This is a genomic window from Metabacillus litoralis (assembly GCF_003667825.1).
Taxonomy (GTDB): domain Bacteria; phylum Bacillota; class Bacilli; order Bacillales; family Bacillaceae; genus Metabacillus; species Metabacillus litoralis_B.
Genome location: NZ_CP033043.1, coordinates 433,129 through 457,349, shown reverse-complemented (window position 1 = coordinate 457,349; position 24,221 = coordinate 433,129). Strand labels below are relative to the sequence as shown.

General features: G+C 35.9%; 23 protein-coding genes, 1 tRNA gene and 1 riboswitch. Of the genes, 5 read left to right on the top strand and 19 right to left on the bottom strand.

Annotated elements, in window-relative coordinates; all coding sequences use genetic code 11:
- Positions 1 to 69: 69 nt before the first annotated feature.
- Both D9842_RS02070 and D9842_RS02065 read left to right on the top strand, forming a co-directional pair.
- Positions 70 to 822 carry a SurA N-terminal domain-containing protein gene (locus D9842_RS02070; protein WP_121661050.1) on the top strand — a complete coding sequence of 251 codons (753 nt, stop codon included), beginning with the start codon at positions 70 to 72 and terminating at the stop codon, positions 820 to 822.
- Positions 823 to 911: 89 nt separating this feature from the next.
- Positions 912 to 997: transfer RNA gene (locus D9842_RS02065), tRNA-OTHER, on the top strand.
- A gap of 115 nt (positions 998 to 1,112) precedes the next feature.
- Here the strand turns inward: D9842_RS02065 and D9842_RS02060 are convergent.
- The 8 genes from D9842_RS02060 to D9842_RS02025 all read right to left on the bottom strand — a co-directional run bounded on the left by D9842_RS02060 (position 1,113) and on the right by D9842_RS02025 (position 8,204).
- Positions 1,113 to 2,123 (bottom strand): ABC transporter substrate-binding protein, encoded by a 1,011-nt coding sequence (locus tag D9842_RS02060; RefSeq protein ID WP_121661049.1) that lies wholly within the window; start codon positions 2,121 to 2,123, stop codon positions 1,113 to 1,115.
- The gene (locus tag D9842_RS02055; RefSeq protein ID WP_121661048.1) at positions 2,120 to 2,872 is read right to left on the bottom strand and encodes an ABC transporter permease; all 753 of its coding nucleotides are present in this window, start codon (positions 2,870 to 2,872) and stop codon (positions 2,120 to 2,122) included. The genes D9842_RS02060 and D9842_RS02055 overlap by 4 nt, the downstream gene beginning before the upstream one ends.
- The gene (locus tag D9842_RS02050; protein WP_121661047.1) at positions 2,869 to 3,639 is read right to left on the bottom strand and encodes an ABC transporter ATP-binding protein; all 771 of its coding nucleotides are present in this window, start codon (positions 3,637 to 3,639) and stop codon (positions 2,869 to 2,871) included. Before D9842_RS02050 ends, D9842_RS02055 begins: the two co-directional genes overlap by 4 nt.
- Positions 3,632 to 4,306 carry a thiaminase II gene (gene tenA / locus D9842_RS02045; RefSeq protein ID WP_121661046.1) on the bottom strand — a complete coding sequence of 225 codons (675 nt, stop codon included), beginning with the start codon at positions 4,304 to 4,306 and terminating at the stop codon, positions 3,632 to 3,634. Before tenA ends, D9842_RS02050 begins: the two co-directional genes overlap by 8 nt.
- Before the next feature lie 38 nt (positions 4,307 to 4,344).
- Positions 4,345 to 5,637, bottom strand: coding sequence for an acetylornithine deacetylase (locus D9842_RS02040; RefSeq protein WP_121661045.1), 1,293 nt, complete (start codon positions 5,635 to 5,637; stop codon positions 4,345 to 4,347).
- Between the two features lie 139 nt (positions 5,638 to 5,776).
- Positions 5,777 to 5,876: riboswitch (TPP riboswitch) on the bottom strand.
- 91 nt (positions 5,877 to 5,967) lie between these two features.
- Positions 5,968 to 6,942, bottom strand: a complete 975-nt coding sequence (locus D9842_RS02035) for a bile acid:sodium symporter family protein (protein WP_121661044.1) — start codon at positions 6,940 to 6,942, stop codon at positions 5,968 to 5,970.
- A gap of 97 nt (positions 6,943 to 7,039) precedes the next feature.
- Entirely contained in the window at positions 7,040 to 7,657 is a 618-nt protein-coding gene (locus D9842_RS02030; RefSeq protein ID WP_121661043.1) for an NUDIX hydrolase, read from the bottom strand.
- Positions 7,658 to 7,679: 22 nt separating this feature from the next.
- A complete protein-coding gene (locus tag D9842_RS02025; RefSeq protein WP_121661042.1) occupies positions 7,680 to 8,204 on the bottom strand; it encodes a CBO0543 family protein in 525 nt (174 codons plus the stop codon).
- A 162-nt stretch (positions 8,205 to 8,366) separates the two neighbouring features.
- On the opposite strand from D9842_RS02025, the gene D9842_RS02020 reads away from it, so the two are divergent.
- The 3 genes from D9842_RS02020 (at position 8,367) to D9842_RS02010 (ending at position 11,755) form a co-directional block, all read left to right on the top strand.
- Positions 8,367 to 9,212: a hypothetical protein gene (locus tag D9842_RS02020; RefSeq protein ID WP_121661041.1), complete on the top strand. Its 846-nt coding sequence runs from the start codon at positions 8,367 to 8,369 to the stop codon at positions 9,210 to 9,212.
- An 8-nt stretch (positions 9,213 to 9,220) separates the two neighbouring features.
- A complete protein-coding gene (locus D9842_RS02015) occupies positions 9,221 to 10,123 on the top strand; it encodes a VanW family protein (RefSeq protein WP_121661040.1) in 903 nt (300 codons plus the stop codon).
- Between the two features lie 474 nt (positions 10,124 to 10,597).
- Positions 10,598 to 11,755, top strand: coding sequence for an ROK family transcriptional regulator (locus tag D9842_RS02010; RefSeq protein ID WP_121661039.1), 1,158 nt, complete (start codon positions 10,598 to 10,600; stop codon positions 11,753 to 11,755).
- 682 nt (positions 11,756 to 12,437) lie between these two features.
- On the opposite strand, the gene D9842_RS02000 is transcribed toward D9842_RS02010, so the two are convergent.
- The 11 genes from D9842_RS02000 to rpiB all read right to left on the bottom strand — a co-directional run bounded on the left by D9842_RS02000 (position 12,438) and on the right by rpiB (position 24,177).
- Positions 12,438 to 13,400 (bottom strand): 2-hydroxyacid dehydrogenase, encoded by a 963-nt coding sequence (locus tag D9842_RS02000; protein WP_121661038.1) that lies wholly within the window; start codon positions 13,398 to 13,400, stop codon positions 12,438 to 12,440.
- Between the two features lie 16 nt (positions 13,401 to 13,416).
- The gene (locus tag D9842_RS01995) at positions 13,417 to 14,550 is read right to left on the bottom strand and encodes a glycerate kinase (RefSeq protein WP_121661037.1); all 1,134 of its coding nucleotides are present in this window, start codon (positions 14,548 to 14,550) and stop codon (positions 13,417 to 13,419) included.
- 96 nt (positions 14,551 to 14,646) lie between these two features.
- Positions 14,647 to 16,143 carry an aldehyde dehydrogenase family protein gene (locus D9842_RS01990; RefSeq protein ID WP_121664912.1) on the bottom strand — a complete coding sequence of 499 codons (1,497 nt, stop codon included), beginning with the start codon at positions 16,141 to 16,143 and terminating at the stop codon, positions 14,647 to 14,649.
- A 22-nt stretch (positions 16,144 to 16,165) separates the two neighbouring features.
- A complete protein-coding gene (locus D9842_RS01985) occupies positions 16,166 to 17,359 on the bottom strand; it encodes an iron-containing alcohol dehydrogenase (RefSeq protein ID WP_121661036.1) in 1,194 nt (397 codons plus the stop codon).
- Entirely contained in the window at positions 17,353 to 18,453 is a 1,101-nt protein-coding gene (locus D9842_RS01980) for an Ldh family oxidoreductase (RefSeq protein WP_121661035.1), read from the bottom strand. Before D9842_RS01980 ends, D9842_RS01985 begins: the two co-directional genes overlap by 7 nt.
- Positions 18,431 to 19,126, bottom strand: coding sequence for an RraA family protein (locus tag D9842_RS01975; RefSeq protein WP_121661034.1), 696 nt, complete (start codon positions 19,124 to 19,126; stop codon positions 18,431 to 18,433). Before D9842_RS01975 ends, D9842_RS01980 begins: the two co-directional genes overlap by 23 nt.
- Positions 19,127 to 19,219: 93 nt before the next feature.
- Positions 19,220 to 20,242 carry a LacI family DNA-binding transcriptional regulator gene (locus tag D9842_RS01970; RefSeq protein WP_121661033.1) on the bottom strand — a complete coding sequence of 341 codons (1,023 nt, stop codon included), beginning with the start codon at positions 20,240 to 20,242 and terminating at the stop codon, positions 19,220 to 19,222.
- A 106-nt stretch (positions 20,243 to 20,348) separates the two neighbouring features.
- Entirely contained in the window at positions 20,349 to 21,221 is an 873-nt protein-coding gene (locus tag D9842_RS01965; RefSeq protein WP_373995110.1) for a carbohydrate ABC transporter permease, read from the bottom strand.
- A 46-nt stretch (positions 21,222 to 21,267) separates the two neighbouring features.
- Positions 21,268 to 22,158 (bottom strand): carbohydrate ABC transporter permease, encoded by an 891-nt coding sequence (locus D9842_RS01960; RefSeq protein WP_121661031.1) that lies wholly within the window; start codon positions 22,156 to 22,158, stop codon positions 21,268 to 21,270.
- 123 nt (positions 22,159 to 22,281) lie between these two features.
- The gene (locus D9842_RS01955) at positions 22,282 to 23,607 is read right to left on the bottom strand and encodes an ABC transporter substrate-binding protein (RefSeq protein WP_121661030.1); all 1,326 of its coding nucleotides are present in this window, start codon (positions 23,605 to 23,607) and stop codon (positions 22,282 to 22,284) included.
- A gap of 84 nt (positions 23,608 to 23,691) precedes the next feature.
- Positions 23,692 to 24,177, bottom strand: a complete 486-nt coding sequence (rpiB, locus tag D9842_RS01950) for a ribose 5-phosphate isomerase B (RefSeq protein WP_121661029.1) — start codon at positions 24,175 to 24,177, stop codon at positions 23,692 to 23,694.
- Positions 24,178 to 24,221 lie beyond the last annotated feature (44 nt).

Sequence of the window (24,221 nt, the reverse complement as noted above, 5' to 3'; positions counted from 1 at the left end):
TAGTTGTTATACAATTCCAATTATGTACATAAGATATGTCCTTCTATAGGGACGAAAGGGGTATACAAAATGAAAAAATATTTATTAACAGTTTTAATCGGGTTGCTTTCACTCTCTCTTGTAGCGTGTAATAACGACGAAGAAAAAGCTAGTGAGGACACTAGCACCTCTGAAAAGGCAACTGAAGAAGCAGCTGATGTAGATGCTGAGGAAATGCAAAAAAAGCTTGAAGCTCAAAAAGTGGAAGAAGGAAAAGTTGTTGCTATTGTAAATGGTGAGGAAATCAAAGGAAATCAATATAATGACGCCTTAAGTATTTCTCAAATGCAATTTTCACAATTAGGACAAGACTTAACTACAGATGATATGGCAAAGCAAATTAAAGACTATACCCTTGAAAGTCTTGTTGGACAAACATTACTATTACAAGAAATCGACAAAAAAGGCTATGAAGCTTCAGAAGAAGATATTAACAAACAGTTAGAAACTTTAAAAGCTAGCTATAAAACAGAAGAAGAGTTTGAGGAAGCGTTAAAAACGAATAACTTAACCTTGGACAAGCTAAAAGAACAAATTGCTGATACGGTAAAATATGATCAATTTGTAAAGAATGATTTGAAGGTAGAAGAAGTAAAAGAGGAAGAAATAAAAGAATATTATGATTCAATGGTAAGTACGGCTGGTGAATCTGAAGATACTCCAAAATACGAGGAAGTAAAAGATACTTTAAAAGCTAATCTTGAACAACAAAAAACACAAGAAAAAGTAGCTACAAAAGTGGAAGAACTTCGTAAAGCAGCAGACGTTGAACTAAAAATATAATGTAAAAAAGAGATGTGACCCACACATCTCTTTTTTATTTTTTTTACATATGATGTTATAAAATGCATTTTTATGAACATAATATAATTGGACTTGTAGCTCAAGTGGTTAGAGCAGTCAACAGTTTTGTCGTAAATTGTTGTACATCTTGTGGGTTCAAATCCCACCAAGTCCTTTCTTAATTATACTGGGATTTTGTAGTACCGTTCTTATCTGCTTTCGATGTGTGTTTTAGACTAAATAATATAAAAAACGTACCCCCAATTAACTAAGGAATACGCCTTTTACCTTTACTCTACTAAATTTACAAATATATCTTCAACCTCAGGTTCTGTTTCAATTAAGCCTGCTTCCTTCATCCAACTTATTGTACTTTCCCATTGATCTTGGTCCTGACTTCCAAATCCATTCTCAGATTTCATCAATGGTAATAATATTTCTAGGCTTTCTGTTTCCACTTCTTTTACTAAAGGAAAGTTTGCTTCATCTTGGTTAGTAAGAAGTATTTCTAAAGCCTCTTCAGGGTGGTCCGCTGTAAATTCGTATCCCTTTGTAGCAGCACGCCAAAAGGCTGCAATACTTTCTTGTTCTTTTTCCCATGTTTTGTCGCTTGTTACTGCTACTAACTCATAGTAATTAGGAACTCCATATTCGGTCGGGTTCATATTTCTTGTGTTGTGTCCTTCATGAGCTAATACAGGTACTTCATGATTTATATATGCACCAATTACTGCATCTACTTTTTCACTAACAATTGAAGATCCTAATTCAAAGCCAACATCTATCATTTCAACTTTTTCAGGGTTTCCACCATCAGCCTTAACCATAGACTGAATTAATGATTCATTAAGCGGAATACCAGGAAAGCCAACAGTTTTTCCTTCTAAATCCTTTGGAGATTGAATTTCACTATCTTCCATAAAAATAACTCTGTTTAATGGTGAACGAACAATCGCACCAACTGATTTTATTTTTACATCCTGATTGGCACGAGCAATAATAACATCTGGTTGATACGATATGCCAAGCGTAATTTTCCCTGCAGCAGCCAAGTTGATCGGATCTGTTGGATTAGCAGGAAATTGAATATCAACATTTAATCCTTCTTCTTCAAAGTATCCTTTTTCCTTTGCAATATATAAAAAGCTATGTACAGCATTAGGATACCAATCAAGCATAATACTTACATCCTTTAGATCTTTCGCTTCTTCATTTGCTTCTGTTGATGCGCTATTGTTAGCACCACAAGCTGTAAGTACTCCTAATACTAAACATAAGAACATTAATAATAACTTCTTCATTCTGTTTTCCTCCATTTTAATGTTTTTTTCTCTAATGAGCTTACAATGACAAATAAAAAAATTCCGACTGCAGATAAAATAATAATTGGCGCAAAAACCCCTGCTCCATCGAACTGAGTCATCATTCGTCTACTAAAATACCCCAACCCAGCTTGAGCACCGATCCATTCTCCAATTGCAGCACCAATCACACTTAACGTTACAGCCACTTTCAATCCAGAGAAAAAGTAAGATGCGCTTCCCGGTACTTGCAGCTTAAAGAAAATGTCTTTTTTTGTTGCTCCCATAGTTCGCAAAAGATCTTTATATTCCTTAGTTGTTGCACGTAGGCCATCATACGTATTTACTGTTATCGGAAAAAAAGTAATAAGCACCGTAACGACAACCTTACTCCATATCGTATAGCCAAACCATAAAACAAAAATCGGTGCCAATGCGATAATTGGAATTGTTTGTGACGATATAATAAGAGGATAGAAGGTTTTTTCTACTGTTTTATTTATGCTCATCCATACAGCAAGCCCCACCCCAAATAGAATAGAAAGGGAGAGTCCAATCAAGATAATTAGAAATGTAGCAGGTAAGTGTTCTAAAAACAAAGGTACTCTTAATTCCCATATCTTTAATACAACATCTGTTGGTGTTGGCAAAATGAATTTCATGTCTAAAAGCCTTGCACCAATTTCCCAAACAATGAGAAGTAAGATCGTTAGTGTGCTAGAAGCACCATATTTTTTAAAAACTCTCATGTTTTCATCCTCGTTCGTAAATCTTCAAGCAACTCATCTTTTAAAGAGATTACCTCTGGCCGGTTTAAATCTTTCAATGTTCTAGGACGCTCTAGTGGAACAATTATTTCTTTTAAGGTCGTTGCAGGTGTTTCTGTAAATAGAAGAATCCGGTCAGATAAAAATAATGCTTCATTAACATCATGAGTGATGAATACAATCGTTTCTTTTCTTTTTTGCCATTGTGAGAGTAGCCATTCCTGTAAAGATAACCTAGTGATCGCATCTAAAGCACTAAACGGTTCATCCAAAAGGAGGATTTTTGATCCGCTTACTATTGTTCTTAAAAACGAGACCCTCTGCCGCATTCCTCCAGATAATTCACCTGGATAGAAATTCTCTACACCCTTCAACCCAAACTCCTCCAATAACTCGATAACATTTTGAAGGGCCACGTGTTTTTTTACTCCTTTTATCTCTAATGGAAGTAATGCATTTTCCATAATTGTCCGCCACGGTAAAAGCAAATCCTGCTGCGGCATATACCCGACTTGACCAAGTCGACTTATAGCTAGTCGATTTCTCAGGAAAATCTCTCCCTCTGAAGGCTGCTCCAACCCTGTTATTAGCTTAAATAATGTACTTTTCCCAGAGCCACTTGGTCCAATAATGCTAATAAATTCTCCTTCACGAATATGTAGATTCATATTTTTCAAGATTGGTGTTCCATTAGAGTGCTCCCCATATCGAAAGGTTATATTTTTAAATTCAAGAGCTACATTATTCATTTGTAGGCCACATCATTTCATGATAGGCCATATCCCAGAACATGTATTCAAATCTAGTAGTATTAAGGAAGATTTCTTCTAGTTTCACTAATTCTGACTCTGGCTTACCATCTGAGAGCTCATCTATTAACTCAATACACCATGTAGCTAATTGACCAAATTCATCAGATGAATACATCGAAATCCATTCTCCATAAAATTCATGTTCGCTTGCTCCTTCAATTTTCTTTAATTCTTTACCAATCTCCCAATAACTCCACATACATGGGAGTAAAGCGGATACCAATTCGGCAAGTGTTCCATTTTGGCTTACATGAAGCATGTAATGAGTATAAGCCAGAGTTGTTGGAGAAGGTTTAGCTTCTTCAAGCTCTTCTGTAGTAATACCAAATTTCTTTGCATATTGACGATGTAACTCCATCTCTTCATTTAAAGTAGAATTCAGTAACGCTGCAAATTTCCCCATTGTGTGTAAATCTGTAGCTTTTACAGCACCTAAGGCAAATACTTTTGCATATTCAATTAAATACAAATAATCCTGTATCATGTAAAACCGAAATTTATCTTTTTCAAGAGTCCCATTCCCCATTCCTTTAACGAATGGATGATTATGATTACTTTCCCAGATTGGTAGAACCTTTTGGTATAGCCTTTGACTAAATTTCATTGCATTTCCCCTACTTCCTATTAGTTAAAGTGTACTAACTACTCGACAGATTGTTCACTTTTCTTAGAATGGCACCATTCATAGATGAAAGCTAAAATAACCTTTGTATACTCAACAAGTTCTTGAATGGAGAGTTGTTCGTTTACTGCATGTGCATGTTGTAATTTTCCTGGTCCATAAATGACAGTTGGTATGCCTGCATCTCCTAGCCATCCTCCATCGGTTACGGTTGGAGAAACATCAACAATAGCTTGTGTAGATAGAATGTGTTCGTGGGTTTGGGATAATACTTTCACACCTGGATGATTTGGATCCACCTCCAATGAAGGAAAAATCTCCCCCCGGTCAACGATCATTGATTTTCCTCCCCATACAAATGTTGGAGGATTTTCCCTTAGCCAAGGATCTGCATGAGCAACATGAAGAATATGCTCTTCTATTTCTTTTATAATCTGCTCATGTGTTTCATTTGGATAATAATGAACAGTTATCCACAAACGACATTCATCAGCAATAAATGCTGCGTGCCTTCCCCCTTCGATTACGGCTGGATTGATCGTGTTTGTGCCAGGAGGATATCCAGGGTAGCTTTTGGAAACTGCCCAATGTCTTTCAAGATCCTGCAAGCCATGAATAATGTTTGTCATTTTTTCAATAGCACTAGCAGCAAAAAGTTTCCCTCCGGCATGTATCATTTGCCTTCTAGTTGCATCATGATACGTTTGATCACTTTTTACAGTGATCCAACCAGTAATCACACCACCTTGTCCTTGAATATGTAAATCACTTGTATCCACCACCACAGCAAAGTCTGCTTTATAACCCTTTTTACAGCATTCAAGAGTCCCGGCTTCTCCAACTTCTTCACCAATGACAGATTGTAAAGTCAAATCACCAGGAAGCCTTATACCATGTTCATGTAATAACTGGATGGCAAACAATGCACCAGCTAATCCACCCTTCATATCAGCTGCACCACGCCCGATAATCACATCATCTTTCACAATAGGAACAAACGGATCAACATCCCACTTTTCATCCTCACTTACTTCAGCTACATCCATATGTCCATTAATAATCAAGCTGTTATATAAGTTAGGTTCGTTCCCTTTTAACACTCCAACAACATTAGGGTCGTTTGGATACACATCCCACATATCAATGGAAAAACCTTTTTCTTCTAAAAACTCTGCAATAAATTGCTGTGCTTCTTTCGTGTTTCTAGCTGGTGGTGCAGGTGTTTTATATTCAATCAATCTTTTTAGTAAGGAAACCAAATCCTCCTTACGTTCCTCAACGATATTAATTAGCCGTTCTATTTGATTCGACAATGTTTTTCCCTCCTTTTTTTTAAAAGTACAGTAAAAGAAAAAACCACTTCTTTTTTAAGAAAAGAAGTGGTTTGAATCGCACACCGGTATATAAATTAGTTACCATATACTAATTATTACCGAATTGCGTTAAAGTCTTTATATTCAAACACCTCTTCCCTCCGCTAGTATTATCTAGATCAGGTATTAAGGGTCAAGGCGTTGGCCTCTCTCAGCTAAAAGCTCCCCTAGTGGTGAAATCTATCATATTATGAAATTAGTAAGTCACATTATTTTTAACACACTCAGATATATTTGGCAACATCTTCTTATCAAAATACACAAGTTCAATTATTGTGAAACGGAAATTGTCCCCTCAATTTGTTGCTTTTGTTTTTGATCAAAAAGATGAAATAAAAGACCAAAAATTGATGCAAGCACTTGTTGAAACAACATTCCCAGAACAACAGGCACAGCTACAGCTGCAGGAAAATATTGAACAGCGATTACTGCCCCTGCACTAATATTCCTCATTCCACCTGTAAACATCATGACTACTTTTGTTTCGCGGTCTCTTTTAAACAGAATTGACAGCATCCATGCTAAGAAATATCCAAAAGAAGCAAGAATCAAAACTGTAATAGCAATAATAACCAATTTTAAACTAAACTGTTTAAGATAGGGAGAAATAACAGCTCCATTCATCATCACAACGCAAGCAAGTGCAATTTTTGAAAACGGGGCAAGAGTTTTCCCTGCTTTAACACTTTTCCCCTTTGTCATAAAATTTGTAAATATCCCTAAAATAGAAGGAATAACAACCATAAATAACAACCCATACATTATATCCATTGTATTTATTTGAATTTTTTGACCAACTAGAAAAGATAAAGTAAACGGAACAAGGAACGGTGACAACAATGTGTCAAACAAAATAATGGATAATGCTAAGCCTATATTTCCCTTATAGATTGTTACCCATATAAAACTGGTAATTCCTGTGGGAATAACGCTAGCTAACACTAATCCTGTCATTGTTAAATGATCATTTACAAAAAATGCGTGTCCTATTGTCCATGCAAGAAGCGGCATAATAATATGCAACAGCATTAAGATAATGAATAATGGCAGTGGCTTTTTTAATGCTCCTGTTAAAGAAGTAAAAGTGGAGCTCAGGCTGCCTGAAAAAGTCATAAACGCAAATAGCCACGGTATTAAAAATGTAAGAGGTAAAAGATTTTCAGCAAGCATCACCCCTATCATCACGCTTATTGGCGTGATGATTGGCATCCATTTTTCCAGCTGCCGATTAACTGTTTGAAGCATGAATCATTCTCCTAATCTATTTGGATAAAAACTATGTATATGACATTGTAACAGAATTAAGAAGAATGAGTATCAGAAAAGTACTTAATTAAGTAAACTATTTGCTCTTTATTTTTTCTACTACCTCTTTTATATAAGAATCCTGATGAGGAACAAAGTCTTGTTTCGTTAAAAATGTCTCTAGCTTCCTTTGTACTTTATGTTCATTTTCCAGAAAGCCCTCTACCCTAATTTTTTCGATTTCTCCAAACCACAGTTTTTCAAATTCAAGTAATTCAGCTCTTACAACACCTGAAACCTCATCTTGTTGGAGATTGAACTGGTCATCACGATAACCAGTATTATATAAAAACACATGACAGAACTCACGATCTGTAAATTGATTTGCCTCCAGACAATCCTTAACGATACCAAGAGAAAGAAGATCTTCAAACATTAGCTGTATCCCAAGTTCTTCTCTAACCTCTCTTACTCCATCTTGTACCGTTTCATTAGCCAAAATGTGACCCGCAGCTGTTATATCATATAGGGATGGGTAATCCGCTTTATCATCTGATCGTTTTTGAAAATAAAGATACTGTACTCCCTTTTCCTCACGTACAAACCAGCAATGAAATGTTTCATGCCATAATCCTTGCACATGAACTCTCTGTCGTGTTTCAATTCCCCGCCTATGTCCAAATTCATCAAAATAGGCTAACATTTCTGTTGTCATGATAAAATCTCCTTTTCATGTTTTAACGAAAAACAGATGACGGTACACCAAAAAACGTCCATAAAAACAAAAGAAAAACAAATGAAAGGATCCAAGTTATAAATGGACGATAACGATGCAATGCCAATAGAGAAAACATAGCACAATTGAACAATACTGACCACCATTCATTCCATCCATTATAATGATATATTCCTCCAAAGGAATGTGTTAAAAGCTCATTTGCTGTATAAATTAAAATCCAAACCCCAATATAGGTAAACTGTTTTAAGCACTCAATTGGAAAATTTCTTAAATACCAAAGAATTGTACATGGATATTTGATAAACATGATAAATAAAGAAATATGGGTACCTGTAATTCCTAATTTTTCATCAAAAGGAATGGGATTAAACTTCCATAATGGAAAATAATCATAAAATAAAAAATGATATAACAAGTCACCAATGATAAAAAATAAGATAGTTGGATAATATTCTCTCCAATTTTTCCAATCTCCCCACTTCCATGCAGCAAATAAATACAGAAACCCATAAACAAAATTCATTATATTTCTCCAGTATTTTCTTTTTTTACCTATAACTCTCCGTTTCAATTATTCTGTTCATTTCGGCACAATCGATACCTTATATTCCCATTTATATATAGCTATGATATAAAGTTTTTTACACAAAATATATGTAACAAGATTAATTTGGAGTGACTTTTTATGAAAAAAACATTGTTGCTTATTTTTCTTTTTATATTCCTTTCCCAAAAACAAGCATTAGCTGTAAATGATCAACCACGTCCCTACATTAGTTTTCAACCAGATTTGCTAAGTTGGGATGAAGTAAATGAAATGATTCCAAGAAAATCAACTTTTACTGTTATTGATATTGATAGTGGACAAAGCTTTAAAGTTCAAAGAAGAGCCGGAAGTGGTCATGCAGATGTGCAACCCCTAACAAAAAATGATACGAAAATGATGAAGAACATTTATAACGGAAAATGGAGTTGGCGAAGACGAGCCGTTTTTATTCTCGTAGACGATCGGTTAATTCCCGCATCAATGCATGGGATGCCACACGGAGCGGGGGCAATTCAAAATGGATTTCCCGGACATTTTTGCATTCATTTCTCTGGCAGTACAACTCATCGCACCCGAAAATTCGACCTCTCCCATCATGTGATGATTTTAAAAGCAGGTGGTAAATTCGATGATTATATAGCAACACTCTCAGCTAAAGAAATACTAAATATCTTTCTTATTACAACAAAAAATAATGACAAGCAATTAATGGAAAGAATAAGCATTTCAAATATAAATAAAAACGATAACTCTAATGAAGTCCTCGACAATATAGAAGGAATGAAATGGACAATTAAAAAGAGTAAAGAAGACCATGACTTCCCTTTAGTATCGACCTTTCCAGTTGAAACGAAAATATACCTAGATGAAGTTGGTCCTGTTAAAATAACACAAACCTTTACCTTAATAAGAACTTCACTCTTTTCTCCATGGAAAGTAATAAGAGATCCATTCGTAACTGAGTTAAACGAAACTGGGAGGTGAGTTTTTCCATGAAATATCTTTTAGCGATTTTTATGATTATGATCCAGCCTTCTGTACAATCTGAAAACTTATCTGTAACTTTTGAAGGGAAGGAAATAACATCTCTTCACCGTTCAGACCTTGCCCTACCATCCTTAGAAGGAGAATTTATTGACCAAGGGAAATTAGATGAATTTACAGCTTCTTTAGAATCAGTTGTTTATGAACCTCCATCTAATGCATACTTAGATGATCATGGCCAAATAAAGAGTGAAAAAATGGGGCATAAACTCGATCAAGAAAAGTGGAAATCAATTGTTTATGCTACATATTTGCAAAAAAGCTCAACATCTATTGAAGTGCCTGTCAAAACGATCTACCCAAAGGTTGACAGTGAACTGCTAACATCTATTAGAGCAAAATTAATTAGCCATTACGTAACTTATTTTAATAGTAGAAACATGGAACGGTCACATAATATTAAGTTAGCATCTGAAGCAATTAATAACCATGTCGTTTTCCCCGGAGAGACTTTTTCGTTTAATGCTGTTGTTGGTAAACGAACCATTGAAAAAGGCTATTTACCTGCTCCGGTAATTGTAAGAGGAGAACTCTCAGAAGGGATTGGTGGAGGCATTTGTCAAGTTTCCTCTACATTATTTAATGCAGTTGATCAAGCCGGAGTAAAAATTATTGAGCGATACTCCCATAGTCGAAGAGTCCCTTATGTCCCTTCAAAACGCGATGCTACTGTCAGTTGGTATGGACCTGATTTTACATTTGAGAACGAACATAATCAGCCGTTGCTTATTCAATCTAAAGTGTACGGGGGACAACTAATAATTAAAATTTATTCTTCAGAAACATTAGAAATTAAGCAACAAAATATTCAAAGCGCTCCGTATCAATTACCAGAAGAGGAAAGCTTATAAATAGCGAAATCGGAGCACCTCTCAAAAAAGGAATAAAGATCAGTTACTAGTATGAATCTGATCTTCTTTATTTCTTTTGCTCAATTTTGAACATACGTTTGCTACTAAATATCTCAATTAGCACTTTAACTATACTTATAATGACTATGGAATATATCTATATTAATATGATCAGTTCAACTAAATAACATAAAAGTGAATAAAAGCTCTTTGTTCATGTTATAATCCTGTGTAAGTGACCCTTACAAACCTCTTATTCTATTACATATGTGTTTGCAAAGATATGTAATGAAAAAATACTTGCTGCATTATTTCCTTGGTAGTATTAAAAAACCTTTAACTTATAATTCACAAGAACCTATAGATTAAGAAACTAGTTAATGATATGAAAGCAAGAGAAAGTTTGTCTGCCCATTAAACTAAGTTTATATTATAATTATATTCATCCGAAAACTTTGGAAATAGGTGAAAAAATTGAGTCAACTTACATGGAATCAACAAATTGTGAAGAAAAATAACACCTTGCTTGTTTTTCAAACTATAACAAATGAAGAGCCCATTTCTAGGGCTGATATCGCTCAACAAACAGGTTTAAATAAAGCCACTGTTTCTTCTCTTGTTAATGAGCTATTAACTAAGAATTTAATCTATGAATCAGGACCAGGAGAATCTAGTGGCGGAAGAAGACCTGTTCTTCTTCATTACAATGTGAATGCTGGATATTCTATTGGCATAGATTTGGGTGTTAATTATATCTTGGGGGTTGTAACAGATCTAAAAGGAAAGATACTATTAGAAAAAACAGTAAAAGTAAATGAACACACTTTCATAAAAGTCACAGAACAAATTAAAGAGGTTATCCATTCTTTAATAAAAGATCTCCCTAAAACACCTTACGGAATTATTGGAATTGGCTTAGGTATACCTGGAATTGTTGATAAACAAGGTGAAATACGAGTTGCTCCAAATCTTGGTTGGAAAAACAGCGATATAAAAACCCTCTTAGAAGAAGAATTTCAAATTCCTGTTATTGTCGAGAACGAAGCAAATGCTGGAGCGTATGGAGAAAAGCAATTTGGAGTTGGTCAAGATTATAAGAATATTGTTTATGTAAGCGCAGGAATTGGAATAGGTGTTGGACTTATATTAAATAATGAGCTCTATCAAGGTCTCCATGGTTTCTCTGGTGAAATGGGACATATGGTCATTAGTATGAATGGAATCCCTTGTAGCTGTGGAAGTAAAGGATGTTGGGAAGCATATGCATCTGAACACGCTCTTTTAAAAAGTGCAGGCTCTGATTCAACCCTTGAATCATTAATAGACAAAGCACAAAACCAAGATGAAAAAGCAATTGCTCTTTTTAAAGAAACAGGCCAATATATAGGATACGGAATAAATAACATTATAAACACATTTAACCCTGAACAAATTATTATAGGGAATCGTTTAGCAATGGCTCAAACATGGATAAAGCAATCCATGCTGGATATTATTTATTCCCATTCTCTTTCTTTTCAACAGCAAGATCTACAAATTAGTTTTTCTAAGCATTCCACCCATTCAGCAGCTTTAGGTGTAGCAGCCATTACAACTGAAAGCTTTATTCAGCGGGAGTTACAGGATTATTAATTTTTTTCATTTTCCCTGGATAGATATGTTAGACGTTTAAAAAACTAATTCATAGAATCGGTTCAGACTGTAGACAAACTCGGGTAGTAATCGATCTTGTCTACAGTCTTATTTTGTCGTGATGTGAAAAGAGGCTGTTGATTTCCGTTCCAGGCACTTCGCTTTCCGCGGGGCTGGCGGTGAGCCTCCTTGTCGCTAAGCTCCTGCGGGGTCTCACCTGTCCAGCTGCTCCCGCAGGAGTCTGCGTGCCTTCCACTACAACCAACAGAGTTTATAAAATTTATGTACAGCAGAAATAAAACTTAATATAAAACAGACTAATTCATTAAGTCTTTAAATGACAAGTATGTTCAATAAAACATCATTAGGTGTATGGTTGCAGACAAAATTAAAAATCCGGCTCCCATTGGGAACCGGATTAAATGTTAAAGTAAGGTGCCGCGATTGCCGCATCGTAAGTTATAGAGTTTTAAACCACCACTCCTACAAGTGGGTGTTCGCAGAAGGTTTCATATCGTCCTCTACATAATGGAGGCTTGATAGTCCGTCTTCAATGTAAAACTCCCTATTTCAGCTTAAAGGTTAAAACTTTATAAAAAATGCGTACAGCGCAGCTTGTATTGTTATAATACTAGAAATTGTAGGCGAATGCAATAGGAGATTTTTCCATACTATGTGCAGATTAAATTACTACACTTTTTGGTGTTTGATTAGTAACTCCTAATAGTAAATTTTCTATTGCTAGTTCAGCCATTTTTCGTCTTGTGTTAATAGTTGCACTTCCGATATGAGGAATAGCAACAACATTTGGTAATGATAGAAGTGGATGAGTAGGATCCACTGGCTCCTCTTCAAATACATCTAGACCAGCAGCCCAAATCTTATTTGTAGATAACGCTTCATATAATGCTATTTCGTCAACAATTCCTCCTCTAGCTGTGTTAATTAATATTGACGTGCTTTTCATCAATGAAAGCTCTCTTTCCCCTATTAGATTTTTAGTTTCATTAGTATATGGAGTAAGTATACATATGAAATCAGCACCTTTTAAGATATCGTCTAACTCAGCATATGCCACACCTAATTCTTTTTCAGTTTGAGGCTTTCTACTTCTATTGTAGTAGATGCAAGTCATATCAAATCCTTTTGCTCTTCTAACCAGCGCTTCTCCAATCCTCCCCATTCCTACAATACCAAGTGTTGCTCCATACACATCCTGTCCTGTTAATTGCATAGGTGACCATGTTTTCCATTCACCTTTTCTTAGATATTCTGCGGACTCCACTAACCTTCTAGAAGTAGCCATTAAGAGAGCAAAAGTAAGATCAGCAGTTGTTTCTGTAAGAATTCCTGGGGTGTTCGTAACGGTTATCCCTCTTTTATGAGCAGCTTCAATATCAATATTATTATACCCTACAGCCATATTGCTGATAATTTTCAAAGAATTTGCTTTATCTAGTAAAGACTGATCAATTGTTTCCGTTAATAAACAAAAAAGACCATCAATATCTACAATTTTTTCTTCCAATACATGACGTGGAACAGGAATATCATCGTGTTCCCATACATCCACTTCACAAACAGCCTTTAATTCTTTCAATAGATCAATAGGAACCTTACGCGTGATATATACCTTTGGCTTCACCTTTTTATCTCCTTTTTTATATATTAAGGTTAAGTATTTTAACTATCGATTCAGCCCTGTCTACGATCCACCTCTCAGAATTTTTAAAAGCTTCTTCTAAAGAACATGGACCAGGCACAATTGAAAAAGCAGCTAATATTCCTAGCTCTTTTAACTCTTCCTGACTTAAGTGTACTGCTCCACAAAGCGCGATAGTTGGAATCTGCTTACTTCTAGCCTGTTCAGAAACACCTTTTATCACTTTTCCAGAAAGTGTTTGAGAATCAAGTTTTCCCTCACCAGTAATAAGAAGATCTGCATTTTCTAAAATTTGAGTAAACCCAATCTCTTCTAAGACTACATCAATTCCTGATTTTAATTGCGCATGACAGAAGGCAATTAGTGCTGCTCCCATCCCCCCAGCTGCACCTCCACCAATAAGCTCTCTCATATTAATTCCTTTTTGCTTCAACACGATTTCACTAAAATGATATAAAGCTCGATCAAGCTGCTCTACCATTTCAGAAGTTGCGCCTTTTTGTGGGCCAAAAACCGCTGTCGCCCCAGTTGGTCCACATAAAGGGTTTGTCACATCACTTGCAACTAATATAGTAGACTCCTTTATGCGCGGATCTAGATTTGTATCATCAAAGTATGATAATTCACTTAAAGAAGCTCCTCCATCCTCAAGAATATGACCATCGCTCGTAAAAAAATCTACACCAAGTGCTTTAAGCATCCCTGTTCCACCATCATTTGTTGCACTTCCACCTAAACCAATTATAAATTTTCTATACCCCGCATCTAATGCATGTTTCATAAGCTCACCAGTTCCGTAGCTTGTAGTAATTAATGGGTTTCTTTGATCCTCATTTAACAGTGGTAACCCAGAGGCCTGTGCCATTTCAATCACAACTGTTGATTGATTTCCTAATACTCCATAAGCTGCTTGAACTGGTTCATTTAAAGGTCCATTTACTTCCGTAAAAATGAAATGACCATTTGAAGCGGCCACTATATTCTCAGCGGTCCCTTCACCACCATCTGCCAAGGGGACATGAGTTATCTCTACATTTGATAGAACTCTTCGGATACCTTTTTCAATTGCATAGCAAATATTACGTGCCGAAATAGAACCTTTAAATGAATCTGGTGCAATAACAATCTTCACAAGCGTCCTCCTTTAATAAAAATACGTTAATGAATAAAAATGAAAAGCAATCGGTTTTTAGACCAATTACTTTTCAGGGTGTTTCATCAATAATCATCAATATTGATAATAAATAGCTTTTACATTTGTATAAAATTCGCTATTAGATTTTCCAATTGAATAAGCCCCAAATCCTGATTGTTTCCAACCCCCAAATGGCATATGTGCAGCACTGGCGGTTCCGTGGTTAACGTGAACCATTCCAACCTCTGCTTCTTCTGCAAAGGTGTGTGCAGCTGAGAATTTAGTTGTAAAGACGGATGCGGCCAAACCATAGTTGATCGAGTTTGCTATATCAAATGCTTCTTCTTGTGTATCCGCTTCAATGACACATAATATCGGGCCAAATATTTCTTCTTGTGCCACTCTCATTTGTGGGGTAACTTGATCTAATAAAGTTGGCTGCATATAGGCACCTTCTCCATAGATATCTTCAGTTAACACCTTACCGCCAAAACGTAATCTCGCTCCTTCTTTTAAGCCAATTTTTAAATAGTCCTGTACAGAATCTAGTTGTTGTTGATTGACTAAAGGACCCATCGTTATATCCTTCTCCCAAGCTGGACCTACTTTTATTTGCATCATCTCTTTTATTAAAGCTTCAGTGAGCTCTTCCTTTTTTTCTTTTACGACAATAACTCGACTAATTGAGGTACATCTTTGGCCACTACAAGCAAAAGCTGCGGCAACGATTTGTTTAGCTACATCATTAGGATTCTCATAATCTAGAACTACAGCAGGATTTTTCCCACCTAGTTCAAGTTGAGTTTTCGCTAATTTTCTAGCTGCAAGCTCATTTATTTGCACTCCTAATTTAGTAGAACCTGTGAAACTAATTCCTTTCACCAATGGATGTTCAACTAATGGAGTTCCTACTGATGAACCATTACCAACAACCAGGTTTACTACTCCTTTCGGTACACCAGCTTCATTTAGTAGCTCCATTATCCGTACTGATGTCCATGGTGTTGCAGAAGCTGGTTTATAGACAACTGTACATCCATATGCAAGAGCTGGTGCAATTTTCCGAACAGGTGTAACAACCGGGAAATTCCAAGGTGCAATGGCTGCGATAACACCAATTGGTTGCCTAATCGTTGAACCATTAACACCAGACCTTTCACCTGGTAACGTTTCACCTTCAATTCGAAAAGCTTCTCCTGCACAGAACCGAGCCTCTTTTGCGGCTCTAAGAACTTCACCTCTTGATTCCCCCAACGATTTTCCTTGTTCAGCGGAAAGCATATAACTTAATTCTTCCGCTTGTTGTTCTAGTAAATCGGCAAACCGATACAGGATGGCTCCACGATCTGGCCCAGGTACTTTTGACCAACTTTTAAATGATGTATTTGCAGCCTCTACGGCATTGTCAACATCCTCTTTAGTCGAATTTTGAAAAAAACTAAGAATTTGACTCTTGTTGGCAGCATGATAAATAGGATATATTTTACCACTGTTACTATTAATCCATTTTCCATTAATAAAATTACCATATGTTTTACCTACATTTTGCTCTAACCAACTAAGCATGGTTGTTTTTGATGTTGAAATCATGAAATCATCCCTTCTTTCATCATTAACCAATTATCACTTCTTTTTTATTATGTTTACTCATAACGCCACGACAAATATTTTTTAAATCCTCTTTTGTTGGTTTAACAGGGTTCACAGGTACATTTCCTGAGAGAATCGCTTCATCTACGATCAGATCAAGATGCTGTTCTTCGACTCCGTAGTCTGATAAAGTTTGTGTTATACCAATATCTTTATTTAAGAGTTTGATTGCTACAACTGCTCGCTCAGCTGCCTCTCTTGTTGAAAGATGATCTGTTTTTTCGCCAAAAATTCTTGCTATTTCAGCAAACTTTTCTGTATTTCCAATAATATTAAATTTCATAACCTCTGGTAATAAAATGGCATTAACAACACCATGTGGAATTTTGAAATGGGCCCCTAAAGGTATGGCCAATGCGTGGGCTAAACCAAGACGAGTTGTATTAAAGGCCATTGCAGCAATTGTACTTGCCATTAGCATATCTTGACGCGCATCCATATTTTCTCCCTGAGAAACTGCTAATCTAATACTTTTCGAAATTAGTTTCATAGATTGAATAGATAAACCTTCAGATATTGGTTGAGTTGCTTTATTCACGAAAGATTCTAGAGCATGAGTAAGCGCATCCATTCCTGTGGCTGCTGTTATATGTGGTGGTAATGAAGTAGTAAGTTCTGGATCACATAATGCTAAAGTTGGACAAGCAAACATACTACCAACACTTAATTTTGCCTTTGCCTTTTTGTCTGATAAAACCGCAAACCTTGTCATCTCACTTCCTGTTCCTGCAGTGGTTGGAATGGCAATAACAGATGCTCCGGGGCTCGGTACTTTATCTAGGCCAATGTAATCTCTAATATTACCTTCATGTTTTAACATGATTCCAATTGATTTTGCTGTATCTAAAGCACTTCCTCCCCCTACACCCACGACGATGTCACAGCCAGAACGTTTTGCCATCTCTACTCCATAATCTACCGATTCAATTGAAGCTTCTATACCTACATTAGTAAAAGTCATGTATGGAATTCCAGCTTTTTCAAGAGGCTCTTCAACTCGATTTACAATACCTGCTTGTAAAACACCGGGATCACCTACAATTAGAGCCTTATTACCTCCTAACGCTTCCACATGCTTCGGTAATTCATGAACAGCTCCTCTACCAAATTCAATTATTGTTGGAACTTCATAGCGAAACGATGATAATGTTAACATTCGTTAAGTGCCTCCTTTTGTTGAAAAGAATCAGTTTTTACAGCTTTATATAAATCTACTTTATAGCGATTACCTATCTCTATTAACTCCTCAACAACCTTACTCGGTAATTCAATTCCATATTTCATTCGTTCTATTACTATATTCTTCTCAATTTCTCCTGGAATGAAAATTTCTTCGACACCCTCAGCTTTTGGTTCTTTTTTTATTTCTCTAATATAAAGATCCATTCGTTTTTTAAATGTTTCAATCGGCATAAATCGATCTATATCAATAGCTAAAAAGAAATGTCCTACATTTTGTGGTTCTTCCCAATTTTCATACATGTTATTCACATACTTACCAAATCCTGCTCCTGTTAGGACACCTGCTAAGATATCAATAAACATGGAGATTCCATATCCTTTAGGACCACCAACAGGTAAAACTGATCCTTCTAGTGCATCGTTTGCATTCGTTGTTGGATTTCCATCTTTATCAATTGCCCATCCTAAAGGAATGTCTTCTCCTTTCTGAGCTGCCACAATAATTTTCCCACGGGCAACAACACTTGTTGCCATATCTAAAAGAAAGGGATCCTCTTCTCCAGCTGGTATCCCAATTGCTAAAGGATTTGTTCCAATAAATGGTCTTATTCCTCCTGTCGGTGGCATTGTTTGTGATGCATTTGACAAGACCATTAAGATCATATTCTTCTCTATAGCTTTTTGTAAGTAAAAGGCACCTGTCCCAAAATGATTGGATCCTTTCACACCTACAATAGCAGCACCCTTTTTTTGTGCCTTATGTAAAGCAATCTCCAGAGCCTTTGTGCCAACAACAGCTCCTAAATGATTGTTTCCATTTATCAATACGACTGCCTCATCCTCTGATTCAATTGAAATTTCTGCGGCTGGATTAATCATGTTTTTTTCTATTCTTTTTAAATAAATGGCAGTTCTAACCACCCCATGAGAATCTACACCTCTTAGATCTGCTTGAATCAAAGATTCAGCTACTACCTTGGCACTTTCCTTATCTACACCAGCTTGGATAAATACCTCTGAGCAAAAGTTCTGTAATTTTTCCCAATCATACCTTGTGGGTATTGTCATTAAATTCACAACCTCTCTGCTTTAGAGTTTTATCTATCCAACTTCTATCAATGGTGTTATTATCTATTGAGTTAAAAATCTCTAACTCTTTCTGTTCTTGTTGTCTGACTCTTATTAACAACTCCTCAGCAGACTCCACTGGTATTACAGCAATACCATCCTCATCACCAATAAGTAAATCTCCAGGGTTAACACACATACCATCTACCGATATTGGAACATTTATTTCTCCTGGGCCGTCCTTATATGGTCCTCTGTGTGTGACTCCTGCCGCATAAATTGGGAAATTCCCCTCCATAAAGGCTTTCGTGTCGCGTATTGCTCCATCAATAATAAAACCAGCAATTCCATTTCTTCTTGCAATACGGAGCATAATCTCACCAACGATCGCATTTGTTGTGTCTCCTCCGGCATCAACTACTATCACATCACCAGGCTCTGCAATATCAATCGCTTTATGCACTAACAAATTGTCACCTGGTCTAGTTTTAACTGTAATCGCTGTACCAACTAATTTTCCTTCTTTATGATATGGACGTAATTTAGAACCAACTGCATGCATTCGATTTAAATTATCACTGATATGTGGTGTTACCACATTTCGGAATTCATCAATTAATCTTTTCTCAACTTTTCGTTTGACCGGTAAAATTCGAAATCCAATATTACTCACATATACCCCTCCCTATTATTTTAAAGAATGAACCCCATAATTTCTTAATCCATCCATCCTCATTCCGAATAGCTCATTAGAAAAAATTCAAAATTAAGAACGTTTTCCACCACAAGATTCACGTATAATCAAGCTTGGCTCTAGTGATACAACCTTTGGAAGTTGTACTTCATCCTTTGAGCCCTCAATTAATTGAATCACCTTTTTCGCAGCAAAACTTCCCATTTCATATGCAGGTTGTTTGACTGTAGTAAGTGGGGGATATAGATGTTTAGCCCAAATTGTTTCATCATACCCTACCAAAGCGATATCATCCGGCACTTTCAGCCCTTGATTTTTTATACCTTCTAATATTTCAAGTGTCATCATGTTGTTCGTTGAAAAGATCGCATCGGGAATATGTTTAGAATGAATTACCTGTTTCACCGCTTCTTCCACTTCCCCTTTTTCTTCTCCTACAATTTGAATAAGGGATTGGTTTATCTCAATTCCATTATTTAAGAGGGTTCTTTTATAGCCTTCCAATCGTTCTAACCTAGGACTAATTTCAGCTGGTGGATATAAAAATATAGCAATCTTCTTTTTTCCTATATCTATCAAATGCTGAATAGCAACATTTGCACCATTTATGTTATTTACCGTTACCACATGTACATCTAAGTTGTAGATTTTTCGATTAATAGAGACAAAAGGAAAACCATCTTCCATTAATTTCTGATATAAATGTTTATTCTTTAACGTAGGGTTTATAATTAATCCATCAAGCTGTCTCATTTGAAAAGATCTGATATGATCTTCTTCTAGCTGTCCTTCATCATTTGAGTTACAGATCATTAAGTTATAGCCTAAACTTCTACAAGTATCTTCAACACCCTCCAAAGCATTAGACCAAAACTGATTTTGCAAGTTTGATAGAATAATTCCAATCACATTTGTTTTTGTTGATTTTAAACTCCTCGCTAAAGCATTCGGCTTATAATCTAATTCTTCTATCACTTTTAAAACTCGTTGAATTGTCTCTTCTGTGTTTTGTTCATGATTCCCATTTATAATCCTAGAAACTGTTGACTTAGAAACTCCAGCCTTCTTGGCCACATCAGAAATCGTTACCTTCATTTTATTAACCTCTTTTCCATACAACTACAAGTACACGATAACCAAAAGTCTAGCTTTCTTAATGTAAAAGGTCACTTTGACTAGCTGAACTTTTAAAATTATATAATTAGCCTTTTACTCCTCCTGTTGTAATACCTTCAATTAAATATTTTTGGAAGAAGATGAAGATGACAAACAACGGAACTAGTGAGAGAGTAGACATCGCAAACAACGCTCCCCAAGAGTTTTGTCCCATTGCATCTAAGAACATCCTTAAACCAAGGGCAACAGTGTATAACTTAATATCACTTAAATATAGAAGTTGGCTAAAGAAATCATTCCAAGTCCAGATAAAGGTAAAGATTATCGTTGTAATAACAGCTGGTAAGGCTAAAGGCATAATTAATTTATAAAACATTTTAATTGGTCCACAACCATCTATTTTTGCTGCTTCATCTAAATCTCTTGGAATTGACCGAATAAATTGAACCATTAAGAAAATAAAGAACCCGTCAACTGCTAAAAATTTTGGGAGAATTAGTGGTATATAGGTATTAATCCAATCAAGCTTATTAAACATAATGTATTGCGGAATGACTGTAACATGAAAGGGAAGCATCATTGTTACTAGCATGATTGCAAATAGTACTTTCTTTAATGTGAACTCTAATCTTGCAAAAGCATACGCAGCCATAGAGCAAGAAATGACATTTCCTATAATACAAAAAACAACTAGAATAAATGTGTTCAGAAAAAATTTACTAAATGAAACTCCTGAAAGACCTGACCATCCCTCAACATAGTTTTCAAATGTAACACTTGTCGGCAAAAATGAGATGTTTTTAAAAATTTCAGTTGCTTCCTTAAAAGAACTACTTACCATCCATAGAAGTGGATAGAGCATGATCATACCGATCAAAATAATGACTGCATGTAATCCAATATTCTTAAGCTTTAGCTTTTTCTTTTCAGTGTAGATTTCCCGTTCAAAAGTTGTCATAGAATTAAGAGAATCTGATGCTTTATTTGTTTCCATTTCATCACCTCTATTCCTGGTAGTACACCCATTTTTTTGAAGAAACAAAGACGAGTGCCGTAACAATTGATATACAAATCAATAGAAACCATGCCATTGCAGATGCATATCCCATCTGAAACTGTGTAAATCCTTTTTGATAAAGATATAGCGTATAAAACAAAGTGGAATCTAGCGGCCCACCACTTCCACCACTCACAATATAAGCTGGAGTAAAAGCTTGAAAAGCATTGATGATTTGCATAACAAGATTGAAAAAAATGATAGGAGTAATCAATGGAAGTGTAATACTGAAAAACTGTTTAATTGGACCCGCACCATCTATCTTAGAAGATTCATATAATTCAACCGGAACTTGCTTTAGCCCAGCGAGGAAGATGACCATCGGAGCACCAAATTGCCAGATTGTTAATATGATTAACGTATATAATGCTGTATCTGGTGATGATATCCAGTTTTTACCTTCGATACCGATGATAGCTAAAAGACTATTCACTAATCCATCTCCACCGAATAATTGTCTCCAAAGTAACGCAATGGCAACACTACCACCAAATAAAGAAGGTACATAATAGATAGCACGATATACTTGTAATCCCTTTAACCCTTTGTTTAATAGAACAGCTACTCCAAGGGCAAAACCTAATTGTAGAGGTACCCCTATGAACACATATGATAATGTTACCTTTACGCTATTTAACCATTTGCTATCTTGAAACATTTCCAAGTAGTTTGCCAGCCCAATCCACTCTGGAGCTGTAAACATATCATAACTAGTAAAAGAAAAATAAAGAGATGCCCCCATTGGTATGACACTTAATCCAAGTAAACCTATTAACCAAGGGGTTAAAAAGAAATAACCAACCCAATTCTTCTCCCAACTTCGTTTAAGAGCTTTCATAGTAACCCTCCATATTTTATGAGGTTAACTTGAATGGACCCTTTTAAGTATTTTTTTAAATGCCCAGCCATTCAAATTAACCTCCTTTAACATCATTTAAGCATTATGAGTTTTATAGAGTTTTTATTTTAAAATTCCTTCTGCTGTGTTCATAAAATCTTCTGCTGCCTCTGCAACAGTTTTTTGTCCAAATGAAATGGCACTAGCATTATCTTTGAATGCTTGCTCTACTTCATTAACACCTAGTGGAGCATATGGTGCAGGCTCACCGTACTCTACAGTCTTTTGAATAAATTCTACTGCTCTTTGTTGCGCTGGATCTAATAGTGGCTTAACAAATTCTTGCATCTCTGTTGATCCTGGTGCACCTTGTTCAACCTTGAATAATTCAAGGGCTTTTTCTGCATTTACAAAAAAATCAATAAACATGGCTGCTTCTTCAGGATGTTCAGATTTTTCTGTAATACTTAAATACGCTCCTTCAATGTACTCACCATTTTCTCCACCATCTATATGTGGCATTCTTACGATTTGGATCTCACCTTCATTAAACTGCTGTTGGTATAAATAAATTTGGTTAGCCGGTAATTGTTGTATTGCGGTTTTACCAGTAACAAATAAATTTTGTTCTAAAGGAGCACCTTCATACTCTGTTGAAGTAGCTGCATCTGGAATTGCTCCTTCTTTTCTCAAGTTATCCCACATTGTCCACCATTCGATAACATCCTCTTTTGTGAAAGCTATTTTGCCTTCATCATCAAATAAATCCTTACCTTTTTGTCTTAAGAAGTAACGTAGATTTGGCTGCAATTGACCTCCACTCATATCGGCTGAACCCCATATTTCTCCATTAGATGCTTTGTGAATTTCCTTCACTTTTTCTTGGAAGTCTTCCCAAGTCCAGTCCATGTTGGGATATTCTACACCAAGCTTATCGAATAGGGCAGTGTTATACACCCATCCTGACATTGTTACCCCTTTCGCTACCATGAAAAGATCATCGCCAACTTTACCACTATTTGTAGTAGACTCAGGAAAATTTTCCAAGTTAATCTTACCTGCATCAACATATTCATTTAAATTAAGTAATGCATTCCGTCGTGCATAATCAGATACATAAAATTGGTGCATACTTACGACGTCAGGTGCGTTTCCACCGGCTGTTTGAGTTGCAAGACGATCCCAATAATCTGTCCATCCTCCAAATTCACGTTTTACTTTAATATTTGGATGCTCTTCTTCAAATCGGTCTACAATTGCGTTGTATACTTCGTTACGTTTAGTGTCACCCCACCAAGAAAAACGGATTTCTACTTGCTTTTCATTAGAACCTTCTCCATTTGATTCATTATTTGATGTTGTCTCTCCACTAGAACAACCAACTATACCTATGATTAAAAAAGCCGATAATAGCATTATTAAAAACGCTTTCATTTTTTCCAAAACCATTCACCTCATTTAGTTTTTTTGTATAGTGTTTCTTTCATGTTTAGTGATTAAGAGATATAATTTTAAAAGTTTGATATAATGTACTTACAAGAATTTTCTAGGTTCTTGTGTGAGATATTCCTTTGCTGCAGCAATCTCCAGTTGCTGTAGCTTTTTAACTCTTCTCACAAAATGATCTTCTGTCTTAAAATTTGCGTTAAGAAATGCTCTAATTAAATCTTCTGCTAGCCAAGGTCCGACAATTTGAGCTCCTAAACACATAATATTTACATCATCATGTTCTACAGCTTGATGTGCTGAATGAAAGTCATGACAAACAGCAGCACGAATACCAGGTATTTTATTTGCTGCAATGGCTGCTCCTACACCAGTTCCACAGATTAATATTCCTCTTTTAGAATGACCATTTCTTACAGCATCACAAACTTTTTGTGAAATGTCTGGAAAATCTACCGGTTCGGTTGAATCACAGCCATAATCTACAATTTCACACTTAAGAGTCTGTAAAAATGGCAACAATGTTTTTTTCATTTCAAAACCACAATGGTCACTTCCAAGAGCTATCTTCATCTTTAATCTCCTATCAAAATGAGATCCTTTCATCACTATCTTCA

Coding starts and splice junctions, on each gene's coding strand:
- D9842_RS02070 (WP_121661050.1), top strand. CDS start 70: ATGAAAAAATATTTATTAACAGTTTTAATCGGGTTGCTTTCACTCTCT.
- D9842_RS02060 (WP_121661049.1), bottom strand. CDS start 2,123: ATGAAGAAGTTATTATTAATGTTCTTATGTTTAGTATTAGGAGTACTT.
- D9842_RS02055 (WP_121661048.1), bottom strand. CDS start 2,872: ATGAGAGTTTTTAAAAAATATGGTGCTTCTAGCACACTAACGATCTTA.
- D9842_RS02050 (WP_121661047.1), bottom strand. CDS start 3,639: ATGAATAATGTAGCTCTTGAATTTAAAAATATAACCTTTCGATATGGG.
- tenA (WP_121661046.1), bottom strand. CDS start 4,306: ATGAAATTTAGTCAAAGGCTATACCAAAAGGTTCTACCAATCTGGGAA.
- D9842_RS02035 (WP_121661044.1), bottom strand. CDS start 6,942: ATGCTTCAAACAGTTAATCGGCAGCTGGAAAAATGGATGCCAATCATC.
- D9842_RS02030 (WP_121661043.1), bottom strand. CDS start 7,657: ATGACAACAGAAATGTTAGCCTATTTTGATGAATTTGGACATAGGCGG.
- D9842_RS02025 (WP_121661042.1), bottom strand. CDS start 8,204: ATGAATTTTGTTTATGGGTTTCTGTATTTATTTGCTGCATGGAAGTGG.
- D9842_RS02020 (WP_121661041.1), top strand. CDS start 8,367: ATGAAAAAAACATTGTTGCTTATTTTTCTTTTTATATTCCTTTCCCAA.
- D9842_RS02015 (WP_121661040.1), top strand. CDS start 9,221: ATGAAATATCTTTTAGCGATTTTTATGATTATGATCCAGCCTTCTGTA.
- D9842_RS01990 (WP_121664912.1), bottom strand. CDS start 16,143: ATGATTTCAACATCAAAAACAACCATGCTTAGTTGGTTAGAGCAAAAT.
- D9842_RS01985 (WP_121661036.1), bottom strand. CDS start 17,359: ATGTTAACATTATCATCGTTTCGCTATGAAGTTCCAACAATAATTGAA.
- D9842_RS01980 (WP_121661035.1), bottom strand. CDS start 18,453: ATGACAATACCCACAAGGTATGATTGGGAAAAATTACAGAACTTTTGC.
- D9842_RS01970 (WP_121661033.1), bottom strand. CDS start 20,242: ATGAAGGTAACGATTTCTGATGTGGCCAAGAAGGCTGGAGTTTCTAAG.
- D9842_RS01965 (WP_373995110.1), bottom strand. CDS start 21,221: ATGACAACTTTTGAACGGGAAATCTACACTGAAAAGAAAAAGCTAAAG.
- D9842_RS01960 (WP_121661031.1), bottom strand. CDS start 22,158: ATGAAAGCTCTTAAACGAAGTTGGGAGAAGAATTGGGTTGGTTATTTC.
- D9842_RS01955 (WP_121661030.1), bottom strand. CDS start 23,607: ATGGTTTTGGAAAAAATGAAAGCGTTTTTAATAATGCTATTATCGGCT.
- rpiB (WP_121661029.1), bottom strand. CDS start 24,177: ATGAAGATAGCTCTTGGAAGTGACCATTGTGGTTTTGAAATGAAAAAA.